This is a genomic window from Enterococcus olivae, from assembly GCF_053760925.1.
This window is the reverse complement of the sequence record NZ_JBSMVT010000005.1, coordinates 46,378-63,177: the sequence shown is the minus strand read 5'-3', so window position 1 is coordinate 63,177 and position 16,800 is coordinate 46,378. Positions and strand designations below refer to the sequence as shown.

Genomic DNA, 16,800 nt, shown 5'->3' with positions numbered 1-16,800 from the left:
GAGAGGAATTACGGCTCTTCTAAAAACAGACTTGTACTCGGTCCTTTTATAACTTTTGCCATCTACGTTCTCCTTCTTCTGCTTACTATCACTATTGAAATCTCTTTCCGAAAAGCGTATCATATCTTTTAATAAGCACTAGTAATTGTACAGTATTTTGACATAAAGTAGGTTTAACTATGGATCATTCAGCAACGATAAAAAAATTAAGAATCAATAAAAATATTACTCAACAACAGTTATGCCAGGATATATGTTCACGAAGTACTCTTGCGACTTTTGAAACGAAGGGAAACTATCTTTCAGCCGAATTTTTATTTCGTTTTCTTGATCGGATGAATATCAGAGTTGACGAATATCTCCTTTGTCTAAACACTCATGAAACAGAAAAGAATCTAGCAATTGAAGCAATCAAAACTGCTCGAATACAAAAAGATGGAGAACGCTTATTGCATTTAGCCAATGATTTTAAGAATAACTATCAAAAAACTAAAGACATCTTTTGGCTTTGCTATGCTTTTAAAGCAGAAGAAATTGCAATACATTTAAATGAAAAAGTTTTTGATTATCGACAGTATAAAGAACAACATCAGGAAGAACTCACCCTGATGACGAATTACCTAATGAAAGTAAATCACTGGAACGAATTTGAATTTAATCTGCTTGGTAACCTGATGCAGTATCTACCAACTTCCTATATAAAAATAATTTTGCAGAAAATTTTAGAAAACGATCAATCCTCTAGTAAGACGCAAGAGTTAATAATCAAACTCTTCCTTAATGCCAGTATCCATTTTGTAGAAGCAGAATTATTAGAAATCGTTCCTGATATTTTAAAACAAGTTGAACCGCTTTTATCAGTTGAGCATCTTCATTGGCAAATACTCAGCCGTTTTTTAAAGGATCTGTGTCATGAATTAAAGCTAGGCAAAACTGACCAAAATCAATACGAGTATTTAACTATCTATTCATCTATGGGACATCATGGTTATCATCAGACTCTTTTGAACTTTAGAAACAGACAATTAGGTATATAAATTTTGTTTTGTATCAAAGTTACCGTTCTTTTTCTTTAGACTTTGTCTTGTACTATTTGAGAAATTCATATTTATGTGGCATCACAGTAAACACATAAGAAGAAGCACCCTAAGTATTGTTTGAAACAATGTCGATGGATCGAACGCAACATGAAGGAACAGGACAGCTACTAAAATGGAAGAAACCATCAGCAAGATTTCTTTTTGAGTAACCCAAGAAAAATTCCTTCCATTATTGAAATGACGATAGCTACGGATAGAGTCATTATGTAAATAAATACATATTCAGATAGCAAAGAAAATATACTGTCATTGAGTGCAGACAACCATGGATTGAAATAAAAAAGAGCTAAAAAGCCCCAAAACAGCTTTAATGTTTTCTTTGGATAGAGCAGAATAACTACGATTAAAATCAAAAATAATGAAAGTAAAAAATTATTGAGATACATCTACCTTCCCCTCTCCTGTTCCATCATAATTAGTGTCTCCTCAAAAAAAAGACCCAGCAAAGCTGCTCGGTCCTTAATTTTTCATCCTATCTGCTATTGAAAAAGGCTCATTGATCACATCGCATCCGGCAAGACAAAAATCATATAGACGCAGAGCAGCATCAGCACGCATATGAAGCTGATTCCCAAGTATCGCAAGCTTTTATTTTTTTGTATGTACCCTGATGCTGTTGCGATCAAGCCGATAATAAAAAGCATACCGAGTAGTGTTGAAAATGACATGTCTTCACCTCTCTTGTTTTCTATATTTTAATCAAGAAGAAAGACAAAGGGACGATTTCGCCTGCTTTTTATGAAATTCATAACAATCGTAATGATTACTTAAAAAAATCTGGGAAACAATCGACTAGCGACGTTCCCCAGATTTTTACTCTTTCTCTTTTTCGGCTTTGATTTCCTGCAATTCATTGGATAGTGCATTTTTTCTCTCGATCATCGCTTGGATAAAACCTAACAAAAACGGTAAGACATAAGATGCAAAACGATAGAGCAACATAGAAGATACCGCATCGACGGTCCCTACTAATGGACTAAACAGAAACAAATAAACAAATTCAAAGGCTCCGATCCCCGCTGGTGACGGAATTACCCCAGCTAGTGCCAAGGTAAAGCTGATCAACGAAAAGATTAGCCAAAAGTCAAGTTCAGGATGATTAGCAACTAAACAAACATAAGGGATCAAATACCACATTACTAGCTTGATCAAACTCAAAAGATAAATTTTCCCTAATGCTGTTTTATCATATAAGATCGAGGACACCGTTTCTCTCAAGGAATAGATTTGTAAATTACATTGATCGACTAAAGTCCGCAATTTTTTTGATTTTAACCACTTGTTACAAATAACTAATAAGAATACCTGTAAATTGACACTGATAGAAACGGTCAGAAAAAACAGAACAATGGCCGCTGTCATGATCATTCCTGTCAGAACCAAGGGAATCATTCTTGGAGCATGTGTGTACAAGGTTGGAAACTGCAACACTAGGCCCAAAAAAGCGAAAGTCAAAATTGCTGATTTGTACATCATTAGATGAAGAGCAGTCACGCCCATTCCCTGAGAGACTTTCAATCCTTTTCGCTTGTAAAAATTCACTTCTGAGATCAGTGTACCTGCACCAAAAGTGATCACTCGATAAAAGGCAACATAAAAAGCGGTCAACATTCCGTCAATAATCCGGAACTTTTCAGAAAAGCCATGAATAATCGCTCTAATCGTCCAGCCTTCGAAGAATTGATAAGCTAGTCCTAAAAAAATGACTGCAAACAGAATCATTGGTTTCGTATCCGTCAGCTCGATCAGAATATCTGCCAAAGAGTTTTGAATCAAATAAATCATGACACCAAAAATCAGTAGCACGACCAGGATATTCATGATAAATTTCCACTTGGCACTTGGTTTCATCCTCTTCTCCTATCTATACACAAAGATCAATACGAGATCAAAAAGCACACCCAAAAGAAAACCTATTAAAAATTTTTTCTTTCTTGTTTTATGATGAAACACTCGTCGAGCAATTAGACCACCCAGTCCGCCTCCAACAAGTCCCATAAAAATTAGATTTGCTTCGGGTACACGCCATTTTTTCTTGATTGCTTGTCGTTTGTCATAGCCCATCAAAAAAAACACATACACATTTACAATGATCAAATACGACCATAAAGGATTTCTCAAAAATTCTGTCATTATTTCCTCCTACTGCTCCGTCGCTTAAAATTTATTCCCATGCAAATTTTTTTATCTTTTGGAAGAAAAAATTTCCAATCCTTCATGAACAACTTCTATTTCAACTGGTAGATCATCTGTTGGATCGCCGTCAGTACGTGTACCGATCTTTTTGTCACGGTTCAAACTTGTGATGCTTGCTTGTTTTGCTGAAAAATAAATGACACCCGGAATTTTGTGCAGCTTTCCTTTTAAGATACGAGGAATGTTATAGATAAATACATGAAAATCTAATTAGGGTATCACCACAAAATGCATCAGACCATCATCTGGATCAGCGGTTGTATCGAAGGCGGTAAAACCGCCTACCGAACCGGTCATCGTAATTGTCATCAAATGAAGTTTCCCCTGCCAGCTGTTTTCTTCTGCTTGGATCGAGACCGCATATTTTCTTTTTTTGAACAGCAACTGGAAGAAACGTTTTAAAAATGCCAATGGACCATATTTTTGTTTCTCAGTCTGACTAATGTTCGCCGCTGTATCTGCTAAAATTCCGACAGTCATGGTCGAGATCATCACGTCTTCATTAACTTTCGCAAAATCTATTTTTTGCGTTTGTTGTTTGAAAATAACTTCAAAAGCCGCTTCTGCTTCCAAAGGGATCTCTAACACACGTGCCAGATTATTGACTGTTCCTCCTGGGATCACGCCAATTTTATATTGATCAAGTGTCTCTTTGAACATCCGAACCGCATGGTGGATCGTACCGTCCCCTCCAATAACGACCAAGGTATCAATTTCATTGACATGGGCTTTTTCAAGGACATCTTCATCTTCAACATCCGGATTGGTCACCTGTAAAACGACCGCTTCGACATTTGGCTTTCCTTCAGCAGCCTGCTTGAATTTTTCAGCAATGTCTTTTCCCTCATTGTTTCCAGAAGTGTCGTTGTAAATAACCATGATTTTCATTGTTCATCCCATCCTTTCTGAATAGGAAAATCAATTTGTCTTACTTTTGAGCGTTCAATTCTGCGATTTTCACGATCACAGCAGTCGCCTGTTCCATTGTTTGGACAGAGACGTATTCAAAACGCCCATGCATATTTTCACCACCAGCAAAGATATTAGGTGTTGGGATGCCCATGTAGGAAATTTTTGAGCCATCTGTTCCACCACGAACCGCTTCGATAACCGGGGTGATTCCCAATTCAAGCATCGCTTTTTCAGCTACTTCAACGATACTCATATCTTTCTCGATGATTTCTTTCATATTGTAGTATTGATCATACATATGAACAGCGACACGTTCTTGATCAAACGCTTCATTCATTTTTTCCTGGATCGTTGTGATCATTTGTTTGCGTGCTTCAAAGGTTTCACGATCATGGTCACGAATGATGTAACTCAATTTGGCTTCTTCTGTTGTCCCATTTAATCCCATCAAATGGAAAAAGCCTTGATAGCCTTCCGTTTTTTCAGGAACTTCATCTGCTGGAAGCTGATTATGGAAATCGATCGCTAATTGCAGCGCGTTGATCATAGTATCCTTAGCAGTTCCTGGATGGACATTCTTTCCGTAAAGCGTGATCTCCGCCTGAGCGGCATTAAATGTCTCATATTGCAGTTCTCCTGCCGGTCCACCATCCATAGTGTAAGCAAAATCAACAGCGAAATCTTCGACATCAAATTTATCGGCTCCGACACCAATCTCTTCATCTGGACCGAAAGCTACCTTGATTTCACCGTGTTTGATTTCAGGATTGGCCAATAAAATCTCCATGGCCGTCATGATCTCAGCGATCCCAGCTTTGTCATCAGCACCCAATAACGTACTACCGTCTGTGGTCACTAAGGTTTGTCCTACGTAATTTTTCAAGTTAGGAAAATCATTGACAGTCAACACGTATTTTCCTGCTTGATCTAACGGAATATCAGACACACCGTCATAATTCTCTACGATTTGTGGATCAACGTCTACCGCATTAAAATCAGCCGTATCCATATGCGCAATAAAGCCGATCGATGGTACTTCATGATCAGTATTTGCAGGCAATGTGGCAACCACAAAACCATTCCCAGAATTGTAGTGTACTTCTGACAAACCAAGCTCCTCCAGCTCAGTTTTTAACGTTTGCGCAAAGGCTACCTGGGTTTGCGTAGAAGGTGTAGTTGTGCTTTCTGGATTTGAACGTGTTTCTGTTTTTACATAGCGTAAAAAACGTGGCAATAAATTTTCATACATGAATTTCGTCTCCTCTTATCTATATTGGAAAGGGTTCGTATTAGTCTCTGACGGGATAATCTCAAGATCCCATCCTTCCTCTAACTTCCACTGTTCCATTTTTTCTACAAATTTTGGTATACAAACAATCTCAATGTTATGCCCCGGGTCGATCACTGTCAACCCATTTGTCTGCATGTCATGGGCAGTATGGTAATAGACATCTCCTGTGATGTAGACATCGGCATTTGCACGTAAAGCATCCGGATAAAAATTCCCACCTGAGCCGCCACAAATCGCCACACGCTGGATCATTTTTTTAGGTTCTGTGGCCTCAATTAATCGTAGACCATCGATTCGGAAAGTTTCTTTGACCTTCTGCGCAAACTGTTCGATAGGCATTGGGTTGACTAAGTTCCCCACACGACCGATCCCATAGATCTGCGGTGGATTGTCCAAAGGCAAGATATCGAAGGCCGGTTCTTCGTAAGGATGTACCTCAAACATCGCAGCAAGCAGTTGATCCTGAATCGTTTCAGCAAACAGAACTTCAATTCGAGCCTCCTGAACCTGTTCTGCTTTATTGGCTGATCCAATGGCCGGACTGGCTTCTTCATTAGGAGTGAATCTTCCTGTTCCAATCAAAGAATAGCTAGTGTGGTGATAGTTTCCCTGTTCACCGGCGCCCGCATCCCCTAATGCTTGTCGCATCTCAGCGCTATGCTCCACTGGGACATAGACGACTAGCTTCTTGTAATGGACTGTATGAGTTTTTTTCAAATAGCTATCAACTTCTACATCCAGCATCTCACAAAACCAGTCATTCAATCCGTCTTCAATGATATCCATATTCGTATGGGCAGCATAGACCGAGATGTTGTTGCGCAGTAGGTCGATATACATTTTCGTTTGCAGATCATCCTCGGTCAAACGAGCAATGGGTCGAAAGATCGGTGGATGCTTGGCAATAATCAAATCCACCTTTTTTGCGATGGCCTCTTCGACCACCTCCGGACGAACATCCAATGTCATCATCACTCGTTGGATTTCACGGTTCAAGGTTCCAATATGCAATCCCACAGGGTCGCCTTCTTCTGCCAACCACAAAGGGCAGTATTCTTCAAAGCGGCGAATCAAGCTTTTCGCTGAAATACTCATGCCAGTACCTCCTTGATCCATTCAATCTGAGTTTGAATCTCTTCAATTTTTTCAACAGGTTTTTCTTCTGCCTTTTCCAGTTGTTGCAATACGTATTCACGAGCCTTCAATTCTCTTCGCCATTTCGCAAGAAAGACCTTACTTTTTTCCTGTAACAGTAACGGTCCAAAAAAGAGCTCTTTCTGAGAATAGTCCACTTGATCCTGTTTTTCTGCAACGAGGATCTCATAGATTTTATTGTTTTCTTCAAGGATTTCTTCGGCAATGATCGTATACTCGTTTTGGAATAACCATTCGCGCAAAGTCTTTTCCCCGACATTCGGTTGCAAAACTAAGCGTTCGGTTCCATCGATGCGTTGCTGTTGTTTCCCTGATTCAAGAATCGCTCGAATCAAGGTTCCCCCCATGCCAGCGATCGTGACAGTGTTGATCTGATCTGTTGTTTGGATCGCCTCTAAACCATCCGCCAGACGAACCTCGATCCGATCAGACAAACCGCTTTTCCTCACTTGCTTCTCCGCCGATTCAAAGGGACCTTGCACGACCTCTCCTGCAACTGCAAAAGAAATTTGTCGCTGTAGCATCAATGCTACCGGAAGATAGGCATGATCAGAACCAATATCTGCCAATCGGGCATCCTGTGGCACATAGGCGCCGACTCTAGCTAGACGCTGCGATAACTCTTGTTCATTCATTGATTAACCTCTTTCTTAAAAAAATCTCTCGAATATGACGCAAAGTCAAATTCAAGAGAATGTTCAAATCTTATGGTAATAATTTGATATCTTCTACTGAATTGCCTGCAAGTTGCGGTGGAATCGAAGCAGTCATAATGGCATGTTCCGATAAAGTAACCTGTACTCTTTGCCCGGAAGTCCATTCCTCTAAGTTTTCCACCTGTTCGCTATTCACGTTGACACCGACACCAAACTCTTTAAACGTTGCTAAAATATTATTATCTGGATCAGCCACTGTTTCGCTCTCCTGAAGGAAAATCAGACGATTTCCTGCTGAATCAGACGTATCTGTTGTTTCGTGGATCGTTCCGATAAAAATCGTCTGCACTGCGGACATCTCCTCACTAATACTGATATTGTCAGTCGTATAATTCGGTTGCTGCTCTTCCTTTGCTTCGCTACATCCGCCAAGCAACAAAAGAACACCTATCGTAAGCAGAAGTTGCTTTTTCACTCCATCACCTCTAACTGTTGCGTCGGTTACGTCCCGCCATCTGGATCTCTTTTGTCAAGTAACGCACACGTTCCATGATTCGCTTAGCCTTCAACGGTTCCTCTTCTCCGCGCTGTGTAACAGTCAAATGCTGCTCCAGCTCCAACATGGAAAAATTGGAAGTAAAGAAGGTTGGTAGTTGTTCTTGCATACGATACTGCAAAATAACACCGAAGACTTCATCACGGATCCAGCTACTCATCGAGTCAGCACCAATGTCATCGAGCATCAGGATGGGCGCTTTTTTGATTGCCTCCATTTTTTCTGATACCTGATTTTTACCGATCGCCTGTTTCATTTCAACGGCAAACGATGGGAAATGAAGCAGGGTCGAAGTGAAGCCAGCTTCTGCTAGATCTCTAGCGATCGCCCCTAGTAGATAGGTTTTTCCTACACCAAAGCTTCCAACAAGATACAAACCCTTGTGGAAGGTCTTCGAATTTTGTTTGTATGCTCTAATAAACTCAGTGGCTGCCATCAAGGCTTCACCACGACCACTTGTCATTTCATAGGTCTCAATTCTGGCTTCCTGAATATCTTTAGGCATATTCAATGCTTGGATTCGTCCACGAATCTCTTCTTGTTTTTTACGAGCCAACAGCTCTTCTGTAGGAATATAGGTCACATCTACCGAATGATAGTTCAATGTCAATTGTGGTTCATAGCCTGGCGCGATCATTGATGGATCATTTACTTCAAATTTTCGCTTCTCTTGCACGAATTCGTACAGCTTAGCGTAGCTACGTTCGATATCCTGTTGAGTCAACCGTTCTTTGTTTGCATCTAAAAAATTACGGACATCTTGATCTTGCAAGACTTCCTGCATCATTTCTTCAAAACGTGTCCGAAAATTCTTTTGATCAAGCAATCGATTCAAATTTTTGCCTACATCATCCATCAGCTTTCACCTTCTTTACTCTTTAAATATTCCTGCATACTTTTCTGCATCTTCGCCAGCATTTCTGGATCTTCGACTTCTTCTTGTGGATTATCTACCCAGTCCGGCAATGTTTCTTTACGGATCGGTTTTTGATAATTATTTGCTCTTGGTTTATTTCTAGTAGTTTTTGCTTCCTTGGACTCTTTGACTAACTGTCGAACGTGTCTGATCGCTTCTTCGGGACTGGTTATTTGCAGCTCTGACCAGTCTGTGGCGATTTTATTGACGAAATTCGCTTGTAAAGAGCTATTTTTCTGAACAGCGAGAACATAATGCATCAAGACATTGATCACACTATTCGGTAAAGGACTTCGCTCCACTAAACTTTTTAGTAGCCAGTTTTCAGAATCGGTCACAAAGCTGCGCTTCTCTTGTTTGATCGCCTGTAAAAAATCTGCCGGTGCCGTGCTCTCACTCAGCTGGATCAAACCAATATCATTCTCCGAAAAACCAGTTTGACGCAAAGTGTTGAAGCGACGTGTCTCTTCCGTCTCAGACAGGCTTTCCTGCTGTTTTTTCGGAGACGATTGCTTCATCTGGCGATTGACAAGCTTGTCCAGTTCTTTTTGACTGACTTGTCCGTCTGTTAAAGAAACGACCGAGGCCATTAGATTGACCAATTCGATTTCATCAAAACCATATAAATTTTGGTACAGCGTCAGCTTTCTTTTGAAATCTGCTGTAAAATTAGTAGGATCGATATATTTTCGTTTAGCAAAATCCATTAGAAAGTCCCAGTCGATTCGGTTGTCATCCAGTGTAAGTGCAGTATCTCCAGTTAATTGATATTCCTTTGAGACCTGTTCTAACTCGTCTTCTTTACGAGCAAAGGCTTCTTCTCTGATTGCTCCATAGACATCACTGAAACTGCTGGTGATCTCTTGATAACTCGATGTTGTAACAGCCTTTGGTTTAAATCGGCTCACCATCTGATTAAATTTGCGTTCACCAACCGCACTCCACAACAGAAAGCTGTACAGTTCATCTTGAAAGAAACTTTGAGGATGTAAGGGTTCTTCCAGCCGATAGAGAAACATTCTGCCGAATTCTGGATCGTCTTTGATGAATACAGACAACAGCCCCATCCCCTCTAAACGCTTGCGTGCCTTCAAAAAGTCTGGCAATCCCAGATTCAAAGCATTTAGCATATCGATATGGACAAATTCATTTTCATTTTTATCTTCTGAATCACCGATCAAGGCATAGTAGAGTGCCATTGCCTGTGCGCCAATAATTGGTTGATAAAGATACGATAAACCGTCGTTTCCTTCTTCGGTGAGGGGTACGCTTTTGAACACTTGATATATATGATTTGGTTGGACTTCCTCCCAAGCGGATCTCACACTAACCCCTCCTTGCTCTTAATCATTGGATTCTTTTGCTTTATCTACGATTCCTTGTAATTCTTTTAGAAAAACTGACATATCTTTGAATTGACGATAGACGCTGGCAAAACGAATATAGGCGATTTCATCTAAATTCACCAAGTCTTCCATCACGTATTCACCAATCATTGTAGAGGAAATCTCATTTTCTCCCCGTTCACGAATGCGTGCTTCCACATGGTCGACGATCTGTTCCATTTGTTCCATGGCTACTGGCCGTTTTTCTGCAGAACGAATCAAGCCTCTCAAGATCTTTTCACGATTGAATTCTTCACGAGCGCCATTTTTCTTAATAACTAACAGAGGTGTTTCTTCTAATCTTTCAAACGTTGTGAATCGAAATCCACAATTTTCACACTCTCTTCTGCGACGAATCGCGCGCCCATCATCAGCCTGACGACTATCAATAACGCGAGAATTATTATGATGACATTTTGGACAATGCATGATTCCACCTCATTTATCTAGATTTATTTTAAAATTATTCACTAATTTACCGTTAGATTAATTAAATTTCTGATTATATTATAACATGACTCGATTATTTTCTAACAGCAAGACAGTAAAAAACTCTAGAATTTTTCTAGAGTTTTTTAAGAATTTACAGTTGATTCTCCCTAACAATGATTCACTGCATAACAAAGTCTGCTTCTGTCGATCCTGAGAATATTTTACGCTTGCTCATGATTTATTTTCTATGTGAAGCGACTTTGGTTCAATGTCATTAAATTTTCCAAAAAGAAAGAAATAAAATTGCCGCTCTGTATACCAAGGAAAACTTAAAATCGTTCTGAGTAGGACTAGGTTCAAGCAGACTACCTCTGTCATTCATCTTAGCTCTTTAACACGGTAATGTCGTGTCTTGTTGTTGTGTTTTGCTGAGTGAAAAAGTTGTCTGCTTTATTCATTCGAAAGGAACTCCTGATTAACAAGTACTTATTTAGCGCAACGAAGAGAATGGCTTGAGTTGTCGCCGTGCTTAGAATTCAATGTGAATTAGTCTCAGTTATCAAGTATTGGTTACTGAGACTTTGAAGCTTGAAAGGCTTGAGACGGTAGGATCAAGCTGGTTCCACGGCTGACTCTGAGCAAGACCTTCTCGCAGTGAAGTGCAGCTAGAGCAATTCGAACGGAATTTGAAAAAACATTTCCTTTTTTAAATAAACTTCTCATTCTTCAGCCATGCTTCAACCTGATGACGCGTTTTTTCTTTAGTTCCGCGGTTGTCAAAAATGATATCGGCCCGTTTTTTCTTCTCTTCGATCGGTAACTGGCTATTGATTCGCTGCATCGCCTGTTCTTCGGTCAGCTGATCCCGCATCATCAAACGCTGTAATTGTAGCTCTTCAGAAATGTAAACGACCGCTGTTTGATCCACTTTTTTATCATACTCAGCTTCAAATAACAACGGAATATCGGCAATCACCAAAGCGGCAATTTTTTTTGCCTCCGTTAGTTGGCGAGAAATTTCCTCCTGTAAAAAAGGCGCCAATAATTCGTTCAATACCTGACGCTGTTCTGGATCGGAAAAAATGACTGCTCCTAGTTTTTTTCGGTCCAGTGTTCCATCTGCATGCAGGATTTCTTTTCCAAAAGTCTCAACGATCGCCGCTAATCCACCTTGATTTGGTTCAACGATCTCTCTAGCGACCACGTCTCCGTCCACAATAGGAAAACCATGTTCTCGAAAAATTTGCACAACGGTGCTTTTCCCGGTGGCGATTCCACCTGTGACACCTAAAATCATCGTCATTGGTTATCTTCCTCTCCATACTTGACACGTCGGGCAATAGTGAGTACCCCTTTGTGCGACTTTAATTTTGACAATCGGCGTCCCACAACGTGAACAAGGCAAACCTGTTTGTCCATAAGCATTCAAAGAAAGTTGAAATTTTCCAGCCTCACCAAGGGCATTGGCATAGGTACGAATCGTCGTTCCCCCAGCTTCGACCGCTCGTCCTAAGACATCGATGATTGCCTGATACAAACATTCCGTCTCAGCTTCATCCAACACGTTTGCTGGTGTCTCTGGATGGATCTGAGCTTCCCACAAGGCTTCATCGACATAGATGTTTCCTAGTCCAGTCACCAGCTTTTGATCTAGCAGCAAAGGCTTGATCGCTTTGGAAGACCGACGTAGCTTTTCTTGAAAAGGTGTCAGAAAAAAGACTTCCGGCACAGGTTCCGGTCCCAATTGTCGAATTCCTTTGTAAGAAAGACTTTGATCTTTTTCAGTCAAGGTCATACGTCCGAATTTTCGAACATCGTTGTAATGTAAGGATGTCCCATCTGTAAACACAAAGACAACATGCGTATGCTTGTCCAGCGTCTGGTTATCTGTCGCTGAATAAAACTCATACTTTCCTTCCATACGCAAATGCGAGATCATATCGACATCCGTTAATTTAAAAATAAGAAATTTCCCTCTTCTTTGGACATCTTCGATTGTTTGACCGATCAATAAGGTTTGAAACTGAGTCACTTCCGGTGATTCGATGATCCGTGGCCAGCGAACTGTCACCTTTTCGATCGTTTTTCCTTGTATGAGTCGAACCAATCCTTTACGTACTGTTTCAACTTCTGGTAGTTCTGGCAATTGCATTCACCTCTTTATTTTGCTTCATACCATGTTTTGCCCCAGCTGCTGTCAGTGACTAGTGGCACATGTAAAGAGACTGCTGTCTCCATGACTTCTTTCACCAATTGATCCAATTGCTTCCATTCGTTTTCTGGAACTTCAAAGACCAGCTCATCATGAACCTGTAGGAGCATCGTTGCTTCCAGCTTTTCTTCTTTCAATCGACGATCCAATTCGATCATTGCGATTTTCAAGATGTCAGCAGCACTCCCTTGGATCGGCGAATTGATTGCCGTTCTCTCAGCAAAAGAACGTAGATTATAATTACGAGAATTGATGTCTGGCAAATATCTACGACGCTGATAAAGGGTTTCTACATAGCCTTTGTCCTTTGCTTCCCGGACAACACTTTCCATATAATTTTTTACCCCTGGATAGCGGTCAAAGTACGTGTCAATATACTGCTGGGCTTCTTTTCTGGTGATTCCCAGATTCTGAGACAAACCATAATCAGAGATACCGTAGACAATCCCAAAATTGACAGCTTTGGCCTGACGGCGCATGTTCGGCGTAACATCCTCGGCTTTTTCAATCCCAAAGACACGCATCGCTGTACTTGAATGGATGTCTTGACCTTCTAGAAAAGCGTCTTTCAAATGTTCATCGTCAGAAATATGAGCCAACACTCGCAGCTCGATCTGAGAATAATCGGAAGAATAGATCAACCAATCTTGTTCTCGCGGTACAAAAGCCTCACGAATTTTCCGCCCTTCTTCCAAGCGAATCGGAATATTTTGCAGGTTAGGATCAACGGAGCTCAAGCGACCAGTTTGGGTCAAGGTTTGCACATAACGGGTATGGATCTTGCCATCTGGCTGGATCATTTTCAGCAAGCCTTCCACGTAGGTCGACTGGATCTTAGAAATTTGACGATAGGTCAAGATATCTTCCACGATCGGTGCCTGTTCTTTCAATTGTTCCAGCACATCTACAGCAGTCGAGTAACCAGTCTTTGTTTTTTTAATAACTGGCAAGCCCATTTTTTCAAAAAGAATCACTCCTAATTGTTTTGGAGAATTCAAATTGAATTCTTCACCTGCCTGCTGATAGATTGTTTGTTCGATCTCATGGAGTCTTGTGGCAAATTCACCCTTCATTTGGTTCAAACGCTGTGCATCTACACGAATACCGGTAATCTCCATCTCAGCTAAAATATCGGACAATGGAAACTCGATGTCATCAAACAATGCCGTTTGTCCTTTGTCTTCTAGTTCATCCTTTAGCTTGTCTGTCAACCAATCGATCGCTTTGATTTTTCGTGCCAAATGAGCATAAAAGACTTCTTCGTCCTCTGGCAAGCCTTTCTTTGCTCCACGTCCATAGACCGAATCATCGGACTGAACCTCCGTATAACCGTAGTGTTCTGCCACAGCTGCAATGTCGTTGCTGTTGTCATTGGTATCAAGTAAATAAGCAGCTAAAAGTACATCATAGTCCAGCCCTTGTGGACGACCAATATAACGATTCAGAACGACTTGCGTCCGTTTGGCGTCAAAGACCTTTTTCTTTTTGGCTGGATCGAATAGCCATTCCTGAAAGGCAGGATCTTCAAAAATCCCTTCATCATTACTGACGTAGATTTTTTTTCGTGTTCCCCAAGCAACCCCTACTATATCTTCAATATGGTAGTTGTCCCCAAGTATCTCTACATAAAAAGCTGTTTCGTCAGCAAACATTTCTGGAGAAGCCTTGTCCACGACTTCGAATAAAACATCTTCCATTTCTGATGCATCCTCGATCACATTTAATTTCTCCAAAAAGGTTTTGAAATTCATTTCTTTGTAAAAAGGAATAAGTTTGTCCAGATCTTTGCCTTCGTATTTTAACGTATCCAGCTCGACCTTGATTGGAGCCTCCGTATTGATCGTAGCCAATTGTTTGGAAAGGAAGGCTAAGTCACGATCATTGATCAGATTTTCCTTCATCTTGCTTTTTTTCATTTCATCGATATGTTCATAGACGCCTTCAACAGAACCATACTGATTAAGTAATTTAATCGCTGTTTTTTCACCGATCTTGGTTACTCCGGGAATGTTATCAGAAGCATCCCCCGCTAATCCTTTCATATCGATGATCTGAGGAGGAGTCAAACCATTGTATTTCTCTGCAATGTGCTCGGGTGTATAGGATTCAATGTCGCTGACCCCTTTGACTGTGATATCGACTTTGATGTGATCCGTCGCCAGCTGGGTCAAGTCCCGGTCACCAGTTAAAATGACCACATCAAAATTCTCCTTGTCGACACGCTTGGCCAAGGTTCCAATGATATCGTCCGCTTCATAGTTATCCAGCTCATAATGTTGGACACCCAAGGCAGTGATCAATTCACGAATATAAGGCATTTGTTCTTTGAACTCACCTGGTGTTTTGGCACGGCCACCTTTGTACTCTCCATATAAATCATTTCTAAAAGTCGTTTTTCCGGCATCAAAAGCCACTAAAACGTGTGTGGGCTGTTCTTTTGCCATCACATTTTCAAACATATTGTTAAAGGCATAAACCGCATTTGTATGTAGACCATTACTGTTTTTAAAGCGTTCCAAAGAATTATGCAACGCAAAAAATGCACGAAAGGCCACACTGTTGCCATCTACTAATAATAATTTATTTTTTGTCATTTTTCCGACTCCTCACTTCAAGCATTCTTCTTTATTTTAACAAAGAACACTAGGGATTGCGATTATTTGCGCACAAAAAAACGAACACCTTTTGATCAGTGTTCGTTGTGATTTTAATCTCTTGAAAAAATTCTCAATAGTGACAAGAACAAGTTGATAAAGTCCAAGTACAACTGCAAAGCCATAAAGGCAGCAAAACCAAGATTATTTTGTCCTTGTGTTGCAAAATAAACTTCACGGATACGTTGATTGTCATAAGCAGTCAAGCCAACGAAAATCACTACTGTCGCGTAGGATAAAAAGTAATCTGCACTCGCACTTCTTAAAAACATATTGATGACTGTCGCGATGATCACGCCCCATAACAAGCCGATCCCTGCTCGACCGATTCCGCTGAGATCACGCTTCGTAAAGGCGCCATAGATCGACATCACGACAAAGGTTGCCGTAGCGATCACGAAGGCTTTCGTGACATTCTCAAAACCGTAAGCATACAGTGTAATCGACAGAACCAAGCCATTCAGTAGTGAATAGACGATAAAACCGGCCAATGTCAATGACGGATTTTTCGCTGCTTTTGCACTCAGCATCAACACCAATAGAATTTCGGCGATCCAGATACCCGTCAAGCCTAGAGGGAAACTTTGGATAAAACCAACCGTTTCCTCCAAAAACACACTTGAGCCCAAAAATGCAGCCAACGCACTGATTCCTAACCCCATACCAAAAATCGCATACACTTTGGCGTAAAACTGATTCAAACCTTTTGCTTCAATCACTTGATTATTCATTTACTTCCTCACTCTCTTCAATAAGAATTGGCGGTTGTACCATAACCACCGCATCAAGTACACGGTCAGCTTCTTCATTGACCGCTTCCACAGAAATCGTTACAACATCTTTTCTTTTGTCTACCTTGATCACTTCAAACTCAAAGGTCAGTGTTTGATAATGATAAACAGGTTCGACAAAATTGACAGAAAAGTTGACCACATGTGAACCCGGTCCAGGTAAATGCTTTGAAATCGCACTGGTTACGATACCCATCAACATGATCGATGGTACGATTGGACGTTCATACGCCGTTTCTTGTGCGTAATCATGTTGGATGTAAAGAGGGTTCGCATCGTTCGTCAGTCCAAGATACAACAGCAGCTGATTGTCTTCGATCGATTCCGTGACTGACAACGAATCACCTTCCTCGATTTCTTCGATGGTTTTCCCTAGTTTTCTTGATTTCCCTATATTCAAAATAGCAGTCCTCCAAGTAAGTTTTCTTTTATTTTATCAAAAGCTAAGAAAAGTGCAAGTGGACACCCTTTAATTTAAATAGACCTTACTCAAAGTCTAAAGAAGTATCGTCGCTCCGATTTAAACGGGTGTTCGAACCCCCGG

15 protein-coding genes and 1 pseudogene are annotated in these 16,800 nt (G+C 40.7%); 1 reads left to right on the top strand and 15 read right to left on the bottom strand.

Going from position 1 to position 16,800, the window contains the following annotated elements; all coding sequences use genetic code 11:
• Positions 1-179 precede the first annotated feature (179 nt).
• The gene (locus tag ACWODM_RS05335; RefSeq protein ID WP_455320344.1) at positions 180-1,037 is read left to right on the top strand and encodes an Rgg family transcriptional regulator; all 858 of its coding nucleotides are present in this window, start codon (positions 180-182) and stop codon (positions 1,035-1,037) included.
• 876 nt (positions 1,038-1,913) lie between these two features.
• Here ACWODM_RS05335 and ACWODM_RS05330 read toward each other — a convergent pair.
• The 15 genes and pseudogenes from ACWODM_RS05330 to ACWODM_RS05260 all read right to left on the bottom strand — a co-directional run bounded on the left by ACWODM_RS05330 (position 1,914) and on the right by ACWODM_RS05260 (position 16,656).
• A complete protein-coding gene (locus ACWODM_RS05330) occupies positions 1,914-2,951 on the bottom strand; it encodes a lysylphosphatidylglycerol synthase transmembrane domain-containing protein (RefSeq protein WP_455320343.1) in 1,038 nt (345 codons plus the stop codon).
• 9 nt (positions 2,952-2,960) lie between these two features.
• Entirely contained in the window at positions 2,961-3,233 is a 273-nt protein-coding gene (locus tag ACWODM_RS05325; RefSeq protein WP_455320342.1) for a DUF1294 domain-containing protein, read from the bottom strand.
• A gap of 51 nt (positions 3,234-3,284) precedes the next feature.
• Positions 3,285-4,184 (bottom strand): annotated as a pseudogene (locus tag ACWODM_RS05320) (diacylglycerol/lipid kinase family protein).
• 40 nt (positions 4,185-4,224) lie between these two features.
• Positions 4,225-5,457 carry a peptidase T gene (gene pepT / locus ACWODM_RS05315; RefSeq protein ID WP_455320341.1) on the bottom strand — a complete coding sequence of 411 codons (1,233 nt, stop codon included), beginning with the start codon at positions 5,455-5,457 and terminating at the stop codon, positions 4,225-4,227.
• A gap of 15 nt (positions 5,458-5,472) precedes the next feature.
• The gene (locus ACWODM_RS05310; protein ID WP_455320340.1) at positions 5,473-6,594 is read right to left on the bottom strand and encodes a Nif3-like dinuclear metal center hexameric protein; all 1,122 of its coding nucleotides are present in this window, start codon (positions 6,592-6,594) and stop codon (positions 5,473-5,475) included.
• Positions 6,591-7,289, bottom strand: a complete 699-nt coding sequence (locus ACWODM_RS05305; protein WP_455320339.1) for a tRNA (adenine(22)-N(1))-methyltransferase — start codon at positions 7,287-7,289, stop codon at positions 6,591-6,593. Before ACWODM_RS05305 ends, ACWODM_RS05310 begins: the two co-directional genes overlap by 4 nt.
• 70 nt (positions 7,290-7,359) lie before the next feature.
• A complete protein-coding gene (locus tag ACWODM_RS05300; protein ID WP_455320338.1) occupies positions 7,360-7,785 on the bottom strand; it encodes a hypothetical protein in 426 nt (141 codons plus the stop codon).
• 10 nt (positions 7,786-7,795) lie between these two features.
• Positions 7,796-8,722, bottom strand: a complete 927-nt coding sequence (gene dnaI, locus ACWODM_RS05295) for a primosomal protein DnaI (protein ID WP_455320337.1) — start codon at positions 8,720-8,722, stop codon at positions 7,796-7,798.
• Positions 8,722-10,107, bottom strand: coding sequence for a replication initiation and membrane attachment family protein (locus tag ACWODM_RS05290; RefSeq protein ID WP_455320336.1), 1,386 nt, complete (start codon positions 10,105-10,107; stop codon positions 8,722-8,724). The genes dnaI and ACWODM_RS05290 overlap by 1 nt, the downstream gene beginning before the upstream one ends.
• 18 nt (positions 10,108-10,125) lie before the next feature.
• On the bottom strand, positions 10,126-10,596 hold the full coding sequence (gene nrdR / locus ACWODM_RS05285) for a transcriptional regulator NrdR (protein ID WP_455320335.1): 471 nt from the start codon (positions 10,594-10,596) through the stop codon (positions 10,126-10,128).
• Between the two features lie 709 nt (positions 10,597-11,305).
• Entirely contained in the window at positions 11,306-11,902 is a 597-nt protein-coding gene (coaE, locus tag ACWODM_RS05280; protein WP_455320334.1) for a dephospho-CoA kinase, read from the bottom strand.
• A gap of 3 nt (positions 11,903-11,905) precedes the next feature.
• The gene (gene mutM / locus ACWODM_RS05275) at positions 11,906-12,745 is read right to left on the bottom strand and encodes a DNA-formamidopyrimidine glycosylase (protein WP_455320333.1); all 840 of its coding nucleotides are present in this window, start codon (positions 12,743-12,745) and stop codon (positions 11,906-11,908) included.
• Positions 12,746-12,759: 14 nt separating this feature from the next.
• Positions 12,760-15,405 (bottom strand): DNA polymerase I, encoded by a 2,646-nt coding sequence (gene polA / locus ACWODM_RS05270; protein WP_455320332.1) that lies wholly within the window; start codon positions 15,403-15,405, stop codon positions 12,760-12,762.
• A gap of 113 nt (positions 15,406-15,518) precedes the next feature.
• Positions 15,519-16,196, bottom strand: a complete 678-nt coding sequence (locus ACWODM_RS05265) for a Bax inhibitor-1/YccA family protein (protein ID WP_455320331.1) — start codon at positions 16,194-16,196, stop codon at positions 15,519-15,521.
• On the bottom strand, positions 16,189-16,656 hold the full coding sequence (locus tag ACWODM_RS05260; protein ID WP_455320330.1) for a MaoC family dehydratase: 468 nt from the start codon (positions 16,654-16,656) through the stop codon (positions 16,189-16,191). Before ACWODM_RS05260 ends, ACWODM_RS05265 begins: the two co-directional genes overlap by 8 nt.
• Positions 16,657-16,800 lie beyond the last annotated feature (144 nt).